The sequence below is a fragment of the Fructilactobacillus lindneri DSM 20690 = JCM 11027 genome (assembly GCF_002907375.1).
In the GTDB taxonomy this organism is placed as follows: domain Bacteria; phylum Bacillota; class Bacilli; order Lactobacillales; family Lactobacillaceae; genus Fructilactobacillus; species Fructilactobacillus lindneri.
Map to the genome: position 1 here is coordinate 304834 of NZ_MIYK01000010.1, position 12666 is coordinate 317499.

Consider the following 12666-nt stretch of genomic DNA (forward strand, 5'->3'; position numbering starts at 1 on the left):
TTCTACTGTTTTTATTTGGATTTTAAATAATAAAAAAGTCTTAATCTAAATGAGATTAAGACTTGGAAATATTTATTGAAAGGGAATGTCAAGTGAACTATGTTCCTGATCAATTTTATAGTGGATAGCTTGATTGCCTCTAATAGTCATTTGAAAATCAGTGGCATATAAAACTAGAGTTAGTTTTCTCCCAGCAGGCAAATGGTAATAAGTTGGCTGTAAATCGAAACTAACATCATAAAATTTATCTGGTTCGATAATTTCATTTTGAGATGAATCATGACGGTTTTGGAGGTTTAGATGGGCTCGAGAAATTATTTTGAATGGAGTTTGCTGTTTATTTTGCAATAATTCGCGTAAATCATCAGTGTACCAGCGATAACCTAACTGGACCCCATTCTTTTTGAGGATAGTTGGTGATTCCTGTAAGCGGTTGGCATTCCCGGAATCTAACAAGAGAGCACTAATCATTCCAATATCTTGGTTGCTTTTAATTCTGAGCTTAATCGTCACATTACCATTAATAGTAGTATCGTGGTTAATATTGATATTGGCAATTAGCCGATTATCATTCAGCGTGTCGTTGCGAGGATTAAGCAAATCCGTTTGCCATTTATCAGGGTTTTGACAATATTTAATAAATTGTTGTGGTGCTATTTCATTTTTAAACTGTGTTTTTGAAAAAACAAGCGGAAAATTAGTAGTAGTTTGCGATAACCAATTAGGCTTAGAATTCCAAGTGTCAGCTTTTACATTGTCTTGAACAATCACATTGGGAATGATTTTTTCAGCTTGATTATTAATATTATATAATTCATGAGTTAACCACAGATTAACCAGGTCGGAAAAATCAAACGAAGGGAAAGCATTAATGTAGATATGTTGACCTTGATGTAAGATTAGTTTTTTACTGATAGGTAATTGTTGAATACCCCGCCACAGCTTAGCTGGATTTTTGAGTTTTACGTTCCAATCATTTAAACCATGAACTAACATAATGTCAGCTTTGATATTTTTTAAATTATTACGATAGTTGCGATTATGCCAAAATTGATTATAACTACCAGTTTTTCGATCTTGCCCAGAGGTTAAATGACTTAATTCTTTTATGAAAGCAGGTTTGATTTTTTGATAATCACCCAAACGTAAGCTCCGAGAAAAAGTTTCTCCTGCCAGCACGTCGGCATCTTCACCTTGAAAACCACCAGGAGCAATTACTAAACCATTTTCCCTGTAATAGTCGTACCACGAAGAAATTGCGGCTTCAGCAATGATGGTCTTTAAACCTTTGACTCCGGTAGTTGCCGCCGCAACTGCTAGGGTTCCGAGATATGAACGTCCAGTCATTGCAACATTGCCATTACTCCAGTTCGCTTTGACTGGTATATAATCCGTACGATTGGTGTAGGCAGTTCGATCACCATGCAACCATTCAATGACGGCAATGGTACTCGCGGTTTGTTGTGCATCTCCACAAGTTTGCAAACCGTCGGAATCGACTGTACCAATCCCGGCCGCATAAACACTTGCAAAACCACGAACTAACAGGTAATCATTAAGCGTATAACCAGGTTTAGGAGTATGTGTATGCGTGGCATTAGTAGCTGGTTGTTGATTTAGAGGCTTTTTCCCTCGTATCAAAGATGATGTTTGCATTAATTTATTCTTTTTAACAGGCTTTTTAGTGAGAGAAACATTAACGTTATGAGTTAGTTTTTCCCCTAATAAATCATTAGTCCCTTGATCATATGGAGAAGCAGTATAGGCTACTGCAACTTTCATGTTTGTTTTAGGACGAGTGATTTCAACTTTGATTAAATCATTTTTTCCGTCAAAATCAGAATCAAAATCAGTTTGGACATAAACAGTTTCATAAATGAAATTTTGGGCTAAAAAAGTAGCCTGAGCTTTTCCATTAAAAATTAATTGCTGATTTGGCTTGAAATGGTGCTGTGTATAATATCCTTGGGCTGCCAACTTATCAATTAAAGTTAGCCCATTTTTGGTATGCGTATTTAACAAATTATAGTAGGCAGTTACAAGATCGTTTGTGCTTTTGATATTATTTAGGGTAAACAAACCTAAATTTTTCATGCTAGCAATAGGAGACTCGATTTGAAAATCATCATCAGCTTCAAAATCGAGCAACTGTAAAGCAACAAGATAAAAGACCTCATTGGTAATTGATTCTTTATCCTTGATAAAGCGACCCAAAGAGGTGCTTGGGGTCGCTAAATATTGATCCAGTTCCGCGTAAAAATCACTTGTAGCAGGAAATTGCCAAAAGATGGTTTGAAGAAAATTTTTAAATAAAGCAGTTGTAGTAGTTGCTGAAGTAGGAAAACCAATCGTATTTAATTCGTTTTTGATAGTGGTTATCTCTGGGTGTAATTGTGCAAATTGATTAATTTTCATTATGGGCCTCTTTTATTTTTTCTACATTGTACCTTATTTAATTTCTTTAGGATGTAATAGTGTAGAATTAGTAGTGAAAAAGATAACGAATTAAAAATTGGAGAATAATATCATGACAGAGAAACTAACATCAGAAGTCAAAAAGAATGTTTTAAACACCAAATTATCAAATATTTATGGGTTTAGTGAAAAATTAGCTGAAATTCCAGATTTAATCAAATTAACTTTAGGGGAACCCGATTTTGCGACTCCAGAACATGTGAAAAAAGCTGCTATTGCAGCGATTCAAAATAATGATAGCCACTACACAGCAACTTGGGGTCGGATTGAAACGCGCAAAGCGGCAGCAGATTTTTTAAAGCAAAAGTATGGATTATACTATAATCCTGAAACTGAGTTAGTGATCACTAATGGTGTTACGGAAGCGATGTTTGACACAATGGAAACATTAATTTCTGATGGAGATGAGGTGCTAATTCCTACTCCTGCTTTTCCTGTTTATTATTCTTTAATTGATTTAAATGGCGGTAAACGAGTTGCAATTAACACCCAAGATGATGATTTTTTGTTAACGCCGCAAAAACTCCAAAATGTAATTGCAAAACATCCGAATGCTAAGGCTTTAATTTTAAACTTTCCGTCTAATCCGACTGGTCGAACATATTCTGAGAGTCAGATTAAAGCATTAGCTGATGTAATCGCTAATACTAACTTATTAGTAATAAGTGACGAGATTTATAGCGAACTCACTTATGGACGAAAACATACTTCGATTGCTAAATATTTGCCGGAACAAACTATTTTGTTTAATGGTCTTTCAAAATCACATGCTATGACTGGTTGGCGAATTGGTTTATTTGCTGGTCCAGCTGATTTGGTGACAGAAATTGCTAAAGTTCACGAATTAGTGACGACCTCTGTAATGACTGCAGCTCAGGATGCTGCTGAAGAGGCATTTGGAAATGGAAAAGATGATGCATTGCCAATGGTTACAGAATACGTTAAACGTCGTGATTACTTAAGCAATGCTTTAGCTGATTTAGGTTTTGAAAATCATTTGCCAGAAGGTGCATTTTATATCTTTGCTAAAATTCCGGCAGAATATAATCAAGATAGTTATGATTTTTGTTTAGATGTTGCACAAAATGCTAGAGTTGGAATGATTCCTGGATCTAGTTTTGGACCTGGTGGGGAAGGTTATGTACGTGCTAGTTATGCAACTAGTATGGATAATTTGCATGAGGCCATTAAGCGTTTGCAAGCTTACTTAAATTAATTTTTTCGACAAAAAAACGGACAATTTAAAAATTGTCCGTTTTTATTTACATTAGCAAAATACTTATTCGATACCAGTTGCTTTCATACCGTTATGAGCAGTTTCTTGTAAAGTTTTAGCAGAAGCAGCCATCTTAGCTTTTTCATCATCGCTAAGAGGAATTTCAATCACATCAGCAATTCCTTGAGCATTAATAACTGCAGGAGTACCAATATAAATATCATTTAAGCCATATTGACCGTCCATTGGAGCACCAACAGGTAATACAGCATTTTCATTACGTAAAATAGCACGAGAAATACGCATTAAGGCAGTTCCAACACCATAGAAAGTAGCACCTTTTAAGTTAATGATTTGGTAAGCCTTGTTTCTAGTTTCGTCTTCAATTTTAAGTAAATCGTCTTTTGAAACACCACGATCGGCAGCAAATTTAACTAAAGGAACGTTACCGATTGAAGCTTCGTCAATGTCAGCGAACTCTGAATCACCATGTTCACCTAAGATGTAAGCATCAACGCTAGCAGGGTCGAGACCAAGCTTTTTAGCAACGCCAACTCTGAAACGACCAGTATCAAGTGAAGTACCTGAACCAATTACTTTTTCCTTAGGGAAACCTGATAATTTTTGTGTAGCATAAGTTAAGATATCAACTGGGTTAGCAGCGACTAAGAAAATACCATTAAAACCAGAATCAACTACTGGTTTAACTATTGAAGATAAAATTTTCAAGTTACGGTTAACTAAGTCTAATCTGGTTTCACCTGGTTTTTGGGGAGTACCGGCAGTGATTACAACTAAGTCGGCATCTTTACAATCAGGATAGTCACCTGAATAAATGTTCTTAGGGAATGTGTATGGAGTTGCATCTTCTAAATCAAGTGCGTCTCCTTCAGTACGGTCTTTGTTAATATCAACGATTACGAATTCTTCGCCGATACCTTGTTGCGTCATGGCAAATGCATATGAAGAACCAACAGCACCGTCACCAACTAAAACAACTTTTTGATGTTTTTCAGCCAAAATAATCATCCTTTCAAGATAGTTTCAATAAATGATACACTTATATTATATCATTTATTGAAACTTTTTCATGTTATATAGTAGTCAAAACAAAAACTAGTCAGCAATCTAATTTATTTAAAATTTTGCTTGACGAAATAATTTTCTGATGGTAATATTTAATAGTTGTCAAAACGAGGTTATTAATTTTTTGCCTCATCCCATTCAATGGAAGATTAGCTCAGCTGGGAGAGCATCTGCCTTACAAGCAGGAGGTCACAGGTTCGATCCCTGTATCTTCCATTGAGCCGTTAGCTCAGCCGGTAGAGCATCTGACTTTTAATCAGAGGGTCGGCAGTTCGAACCTGCCACGGCTCATTAGTACAATTTAATAATAAGCATATATGCGGACGTGGCGGAATTGGCAGACGCGCTAGATTTAGGTTCTAGTGTCTTCGTGACGTGGGGGTTCGAGTCCCTTCGTCCGCATTATCTATTATGCCGACTTAGCTCAGATGGCTAGAGCGCGTCACTAGTAATGATGAGGTCGGAGGTTCGAGTCCTCTAGTCGGCATTATGCGGAAGTAGTTCAGTGGTAGAACGCCACCTTGCCATGGTGGAGGTCGCGGGTTCGAATCCCGTCTTCCGCTTTTAACATCTAGTAATTTTGCCGCGGTGGCGGAATTGGCAGACGCACAGGACTTAAAATCCTGCGGTCAGTAATGACCATACCGGTTCGATCCCGGTCCGCGGCATTTTTATTTATAATAATATGCACCTATAGCGCAATTGGATAGAGTGTCTGACTACGAATCAGAAGGTTGTAGGTTCGACTCCTACTAGGTGCATTTTCATCGGGAAGTAGCTCAGCTTGGTAGAGCACCTGGTTTGGGACCAGGGGGTCGCAGGTTCGAATCCTGTCTTCCCGATTATATTTTAATAGTCCAACTAAAATACCGCTAAATAATAAATTTGGCGGTATTTTTATATACTTAAATAAGTATTTTAAGTTACTTTACTTGTCATTTAATTAAGTTGTTTATATAATTAAAGTCAAGATTAGTCAGAAATGAGATGAGATTATGGCAAGCCATAGTATGTCAGATACTATTGAAGAATATTTGAAACAAATGCTGGTTAGTTCAGATGAAGAAGAGGTCGAAATTAGACGTTCCGATATTGCGGAACACTTTGATGTGGTACCTTCTCAAATCAACTACGTCATAAAAACTCGTTTTGCACTTCAAGACGGTTATATCGTCCAAAGCAAACGAGGCGGCGGCGGTTATATTAGGATTGAAAAGATTAACTTAATGGAAGATTCAGATGTTTTTGACCGTTTGATTAATTCGATTAGTGACCGTATCAGTCAAAAAGAAGAAGAAGATATCTTGCATACTCTCTTTAATAATGATTTACTCTCGGATCGAGAAGTAAATATGGTTGCATCGATTCTTACTCACGATGCAATCAACGTTTCTGATCCTGAAACTGAAGAAAAAGTTCGTGCAAACGTATTGTCGGCTTTATTATGTCGACTTAAATATGAATGTTAGCCGAAAGGAGATTCTAATTATGGAAGATTCATTGACGCCTAGTGCTAAAAAAGTACTTGAAATTGCTCAAGAACAGGCACGTAATTTTCGTCATCAAGCTGTGGGAACTGAACATTTGTTGTTGGCTCTTACAATTGAAAAAAGTGGAATTGCGTATCAAACCTTAAATCAATTATCAGTTACAGAGCAAGATGTCAAAGAAGAGATTGAACAATTAGCTGGATATGGTGATTTACAGGTTGATGAAAACACTTATTTGTCATATTCACCAAAAATGCGAGATGTGATTGCGTTGGCTGGAAAAATTGCTAAACAATATGGCAGTGCAAAAGTTGGACCAGAACATTTATTGCTAGCTTTGACTAACGATAATGCAATTTTATCATCCAGAATTTTAACTAGTTTAGGTGTTGGACCTGAAGAAGTTCGCAAAATTACAATTCGAAAAATGGGAGTTCCGGATCAGGGATTTCCTAAAGATGGTAAATCTAGTAATAAAAAGGGACTTACGCCAACCCTTGATTCTTTGGCTAAGGATTTAACTAAGGTTGCTAAAGATGGTAATCTAGATCCAATTATTGGCCGTGATACTGAAATCAAACGAGCAATTCAGATTCTAAGTCGAAGAACGAAAAATAATCCGGTTTTAATTGGCGAACCTGGAGTTGGTAAAACTGCGATTGCCGAAGGATTAGCACAAAAGATTGTCCAAAAAAAGGTCCCAGAAGACATGCTTAATAAACGAATTATGATGCTTGATATGGGATCATTGGTAGCTGGAACGAAATATCGTGGTGAATTTGAAAATCGTTTAAAGAAAGTTATTAACGAAGTTCAAGCAAGTGGAAATGTGATTTTATTTGTCGATGAATTGCATACTCTAATTGGTGCTGGTGGCGCTGAGGGAGCTATTGATGCTTCTAATATTTTGAAGCCTTCCCTTGCTCGAGGAGAAATCCAACTGATTGGTGCTACTACTTTAGATGAATATCAAAAACACATTGAATCTGATGCTGCTTTAGAGCGTCGTTTTGCTACCATTCAGGTTGAAGAACCTAGTGTTGACGAATCAAAGAAAATTTTAAAAGGGTTACGACCAAAATATGAAGAACATCATCATGTGAAAATTACCAATGATGCAATTGATTCAGCTGTAGATCTTTCTAGTCGTTACATTAGTGACCGCTTTTTACCTGATAAAGCAATTGATTTAATGGATGAAGCAGCTGCTAAAGTTCGAATTGATAAGATGGGAAAGCCATCTGCTTTAGCGAAAAAGCAACGTGAATTAGATGCAGCTCGGCAAGCGAAAGATCAAGCAATTGAAGAACAGCGTTTTGATGAAGCGGTGGCAATTCGTTCTAAAGAACAAAAATTAGAACAAGAAGTTGCTGATTTAACCAAAAGTGAAGCAACTAAGCGAGCAGCTGAGAATCAACAGCATCAGTATGCATTAGCTGAAAACTCTGAGGATGTAGCTGCAATTGTGGCAGAATGGACTGGAATTCCAGTCACTCATTTGAAAAAATCCGAAGCTGATCGATTAGTAAATCTTGAAGACATTCTACATCAGCGAGTAGTTGGGCAGGATGAAGCCGTTTCATCTGTTGCCAGAGCAGTTCGTCGAGCTCAAAGCGGATTGAAAGATCCCAACCGTCCCATTGGCTCATTCTTATTTTTAGGTCCTACTGGGGTTGGGAAAACAGAATTGGCTAAAGATTTAGCTGAAACCATGTTTGGATCTGAAGATTCGGTTATTCGTGTTGATATGAGCGAATATATGGAAAAGTATTCTACTAGTCGGTTGGTAGGATCAGCTCCCGGATACGTTGGGTACGATGAAGGTGGTCAGTTAACTGAAAAAGTTCGTAAGCATCCTTATTCAGTGGTTTTATTAGATGAAGTTGAAAAAGCTCATCCGGATGTTTTCAATTTATTACTTCAAGTTTTAGATGATGGTTTCTTAACCGATTCTAAGGGCCGAAAAGTTGATTTTAGAAATACAGTTATCATTATGACTTCAAACTTAGGTGCTTCAGCACTTCGGGATAAAAAAACGGTTGGCTTTGATGCTGATCGTACTAAGTCTGATGAAACTGATATGAAAAAAGTGATTGATGAACAGGTTAAACATTTCTTCCGTCCGGAATTTTTAAACCGAATTGATGAAACTGTTACTTTCCATTCATTGACTGAGTCTGAGTTGCATCGCATTGTGAAATTGATGTTGCAAGATTTGATTTCACGAGTTTCAAAACAAGGTTATGAATTAAAAATCACTCCTGCAGCAATTGATGTGGTTGCTAAGAGCGGTTATAATCCCGAATACGGTGCTCGTCCATTGCGTCGGGCTATTCAAACTAAAATTGAAGATCCTTTGAGTGAAGACATGTTGGCTGGAAAATTTCAGCAAGGCGACAAGATCTCAATTGGATCTCGTAAAAACGAAATTACCATTACTAGTAAACATCAAAATTTAGTCAAAGAATAATTGAAAGGTCACTGTAATTACAGTGGCTTTTTTGTTGACGAAATTGTTTGACAGTTGTATTATTAAGTAGTATATAAAAATGAATTGAAATGAGTCATTGCGATCTATTGTCTGTAATGACGTTTATAGAAAACCAAAAGTAAGAAGATGATCTTATTTTTGGATTTTTTTTGCTCAAAAATTGGAATTTAGCCAATTTGTAACACAAATGTAACATTTCTTTTCGAAGGATTTTTTAAGGAGGGTGAACAGTTTGGCAGGAAACGTTCAAGAAAAAAAACAAGAAGACGCAATGGCTGGAAACGTTGTTAAGTATGGTAAACACCGTACTAGAAGAAGTTACGCGCGAATCAAAAAAGTTTTGGATCTTACAAACTTGATTGAGGTTCAAACTAACTCATACAACTGGTTCTTAGACGAGGGTCTTCGTGAGATGTTTAAAGACATTATGCCAATTGATGATTTTCAAGGAAAACTTTCGTTGGACTTTGTAGATTATCAGTTATTAGAACCTAAATACACTGTTGCTGAAGCACGAGCTCACGAAGTTAATTATTCAGCTCCATTACACGTTACACTCAAATTAACTAACCATGAAACTGGTGAAATTAAGACACAAGATGTGTTCTTTGGTGATTTGCCTTTAATGACTGATCAAGGAACTTTCATTATTAATGGTGCCGAACGAGTTATTGTTTCTCAATTAGTTCGTTCCCCAGGTGCTTATTACCACAAAGAATTAGATAAAAATGGTCGTGAAATTTACAGTGCGACTGTTATTCCTAATCGTGGGGCTTGGATGGAATTTGCAACGGATGCTAAAAATGTTTCTTACATCCGCATTGATCGGACTAGAAAACTTCCAATCACCGAATTAGTTCGAGCTTTAGGTTTTGGTTCTGATGATGACATCACCCAAATCTTTGGCAGTACAAATGATAGCTTGAATCTTACTTTAGAAAAGGATGTTCATAAGGATTCTAGTGATTCTAGAACTGAAGAAGCCTTAAAAGATATTTATGAAAGATTGCGTCCTGGAGAACCTAAGACCGCTGAATCTTCTAGAAATCTTTTAACCACTAGATTCTTTGATCCTAAACGATATGATATGGCTCCCGTTGGTCGTTACAAGACTAATAAAAAATTGAGTCTAAAAAACCGTTTAATGGGATTAGCACTTGCTGAAACCTTAGCTGATCCTGAAACTGGTGAAATCATTGCCAATAAAGGCGATATTGTCGACAAAGAGTTAATGAAAAAACTTGCGCCCCATTTAGATAATAAAGATTTCAAAGCTTATACCTTTAATCCATCTGCAGAAGCAGTTGTGACCGATCCTGTTACAGTTCAAATTATTAAAGTATATTCAAATAAAGATCCTGAAAAAGTTGTTCCCGTAGTTGGTAACGACAATATCAGTCTTGATTATAAACACATTACTCCTGCTGATATGCTCGCTGAAGTTAATTATTTCTTTGATTTACAAGAAGGAATCGGCTCAGTTGATGACATTGATCATTTGAGTAATCGTCGAGTTCGTTCAGTTGGTGAATTATTACAAAACCAATTTAGAATTGGACTTTCTAGAATGGAACGGGTAGTTCGTGAAAGAATGTCAATTCAAGATACTGCCACGGTTACCCCCCAACAATTGATTAATATTCGTCCAGTAGTTGCTTCCGTAAAAGAATTTTTCGGTTCCTCGCAACTTTCACAATTCATGGATCAAACTAATCCTTTGGGAGAATTAACTCACAAACGTCGTCTTTCTGCGCTTGGACCTGGTGGTATTACTAGAGATCGAGCTGGATATGAAGTTCGAGATGTTAACTACACTCACTATGGTCGAATTTGTCCAATTGAAACTCCTGAAGGTCCTAACATTGGATTGATTAACTCATTTTCAGGATATGCACGGGTAAACAAATATGGCTTTATTGAATCTCCATATCGTCGAGTTGATTGGAAAACACATAAAGTTACTGAAAAAATTGATTATTTAACTGCTGGTGATGAAGATAAATATGTGATTGCTCAGGCTAACTCACCATTAAATGACGATGGTTCCTTTAAAGAAGAACACGTTATGGCACGTGATAAGTCAGAATATGTTGAAGCTAATACTAACAATGTTGATTATATGGATGTTTCTCCTAAACAAGTTGTTTCAGTTGCCACTGCATGTATTCCTTTCTTGGAAAATGATGACTCTAACCGTGCTTTGATGGGTTCTAACATGCAGCGTCAGGCTGTTCCATTGATTAATCCTCATGCTCCTTTAGTAGGAACTGGAATGGAATACAAAACTGCTCATGATTCTGGAGTTGCAAAAATTGCTAAATATGCCGGAATTGTTGAGTATGTTGATGCCAGCGTGATTAAAATTCGTCGTGATAACGGTACTTTAGATACTTATGAATTAACGAAATTCATGCGTTCTAATAATGGTATGAATTATAACCAGTCACCAATTGTTAAAACTGGTGATCATGTTGATGTTGATGAAATTATCGCTGATGGTCCCGCAATGGAAAATGGTGAACTTGCTCTTGGTCAAAATCCAACAGTTGCCTTTATGACATGGCAGGGATATAACTTCGAAGATGCCATCGCTATTAGCGAACGTTTAGTAAAAGAAGATGCATATACATCTATTCATATTGAAGAATACGAATCAGAAACTCGTGATACTAAACTTGGACCTGAGGAAATGACTAGAGAAATTCCTAATGTTGGTGAAGATGCTTTGAAAGATCTTGACGAAGAAGGAATTGTACGAGTTGGTGCTGAAGTTCATGATGGTGATATCTTAGTTGGTAAAGTTACTCCAAAAGGTGTGACTGAATTATCTTCTGAAGAACGTTTGCTTCATGCCATTTTTGGAGAAAAATCACGTGAAGTTCGTGATACTTCATTACGTGTTCCTCATGGTGCTGATGGTGTTGTTCAAGATGTTAAAGTTTTCTCAAGAGAAAACGGGGACGAACTTCAACCTGGCGTTAATAAAATGGTACGAGTATATATTGCCCAAAAACGTAAATTACAAGTCGGAGACAAAATGGCTGGTAAACATGGTAATAAGGGTACGGTTTCAATCGTAATTCCTGAAGAAGATATGCCATACATGCCTGATGGAACTCCAGTTGATATTTTGTTGAGTCCCATGGGTGTTCCATCACGTATGAACATTGGACAGGTTTTGGAAATGCATCTGGGAATGGCTGCAAAGAAACTTGGAATTCATGTGGCTACTCCTGTCTTTGATGGTGCTACTTCTGATGATGTTTGGTCTGCGGTTAGAGAAGCCGGAATGTCTCATGATGGTAAAACTATTCTTTACGATGGAAGAACGGGTGAACCATTTGATAAACCAATTGCTGTTGGTGTTATGGGTTATCTGAAGTTAAACCATATGTCAGAAGACAAGATTCATGCTCGTTCAATTGGACCTTACTCACTAGTTACCCAACAACCACTTGGTGGTAAAGCTCAATTTGGGGGACAGCGTTTTGGTGAAATGGAAGTTTGGGCCTTGGAAGCTTATGGTGCTGCTCATACATTGCAAGAAATTTTGACTTATAAGTCAGATGATGTTGTAGGTCGAGTAAAGACTTACGAAGCAATTGTTAAAGGTGAACCAATTCCAAAGCCAGGAGTTCCAGAATCATTCCGAGTACTTGTAAAAGAATTACAAGCTCTTGGGCTTGATATGAAAGTCCTTGGTTCCAATCATCAACCAATTGATCTTCGTGATATGGACAATGATGACGATGTTGTAAACGTGAATGCGCTTAACAAGATTGCCCACGAACAGGATGAAAAAAAGGAAGAGAAAAAGAAAGAAGAAGCTGCTAAAGCAGCCAATTCAGATGCTTCCGATGAAAACGATAACAATAAAGACGAAAACAATAATTAAAAAAGGAGGTAAT

General features: G+C 37.0%; 6 protein-coding genes and 8 tRNA genes. 12 read left to right on the forward strand and 2 right to left on the reverse strand.

From position 1 onward, the window contains the following. Positions 1-72: 72 nt before the first annotated feature. A complete protein-coding gene (locus BHU33_RS04365; RefSeq protein ID WP_054645875.1) occupies positions 73-2415 on the reverse strand; it encodes a Xaa-Pro dipeptidyl-peptidase in 2343 nt (780 codons plus the stop codon). A 112-nt stretch (positions 2416-2527) separates the two neighbouring features. On the opposite strand from BHU33_RS04365, the gene BHU33_RS04370 reads away from it, so the two are divergent. Continuing rightward, positions 2528-3691, forward strand: coding sequence for an aminotransferase class I/II-fold pyridoxal phosphate-dependent enzyme (locus BHU33_RS04370; protein ID WP_054645874.1), 1164 nt, complete (start codon positions 2528-2530; stop codon positions 3689-3691). Between the two features lie 63 nt (positions 3692-3754). Here BHU33_RS04370 and BHU33_RS04375 read toward each other — a convergent pair whose 3' ends face one another. Further along, on the reverse strand, positions 3755-4720 hold the full coding sequence (locus tag BHU33_RS04375; protein WP_054645873.1) for an L-lactate dehydrogenase: 966 nt from the start codon (positions 4718-4720) through the stop codon (positions 3755-3757). Positions 4721-4920: 200 nt separating this feature from the next. Here BHU33_RS04375 and BHU33_RS04380 point away from each other — a divergent pair. From BHU33_RS04380 to rpoB, 11 genes are all read left to right on the forward strand, one after another. Beyond that, positions 4921-4993, forward strand: a tRNA-Val gene (locus tag BHU33_RS04380). Between the two features lie 2 nt (positions 4994-4995). Beyond that, a tRNA-Lys gene (locus BHU33_RS04385) sits at positions 4996-5068 on the forward strand. Positions 5069-5096: 28 nt separating this feature from the next. Beyond that, positions 5097-5179 (forward strand) — tRNA-Leu (locus BHU33_RS04390). Between the two features lie 11 nt (positions 5180-5190). Beyond that, positions 5191-5264: transfer RNA gene (locus BHU33_RS04395), tRNA-Thr, on the forward strand. A gap of 4 nt (positions 5265-5268) precedes the next feature. After that, a tRNA-Gly gene (locus BHU33_RS04400) sits at positions 5269-5340 on the forward strand. 19 nt (positions 5341-5359) lie between these two features. Further along, positions 5360-5445 (forward strand) — tRNA-Leu (locus tag BHU33_RS04405). Positions 5446-5464: 19 nt separating this feature from the next. Continuing rightward, a tRNA-Arg gene (locus tag BHU33_RS04410) sits at positions 5465-5538 on the forward strand. Between the two features lie 7 nt (positions 5539-5545). Continuing rightward, positions 5546-5619 (forward strand) — tRNA-Pro (locus tag BHU33_RS04415). Between the two features lie 153 nt (positions 5620-5772). Further along, on the forward strand, positions 5773-6246 hold the full coding sequence (locus BHU33_RS04420; RefSeq protein WP_054645872.1) for a CtsR family transcriptional regulator: 474 nt from the start codon (positions 5773-5775) through the stop codon (positions 6244-6246). A gap of 19 nt (positions 6247-6265) precedes the next feature. Beyond that, positions 6266-8737 (forward strand): ATP-dependent Clp protease ATP-binding subunit, encoded by a 2472-nt coding sequence (locus tag BHU33_RS04425; RefSeq protein ID WP_054645871.1) that lies wholly within the window; start codon positions 6266-6268, stop codon positions 8735-8737. A gap of 292 nt (positions 8738-9029) precedes the next feature. After that, entirely contained in the window at positions 9030-12653 is a 3624-nt protein-coding gene (rpoB, locus tag BHU33_RS04430) for a DNA-directed RNA polymerase subunit beta (RefSeq protein WP_054646082.1), read from the forward strand. Positions 12654-12666 lie beyond the last annotated feature (13 nt).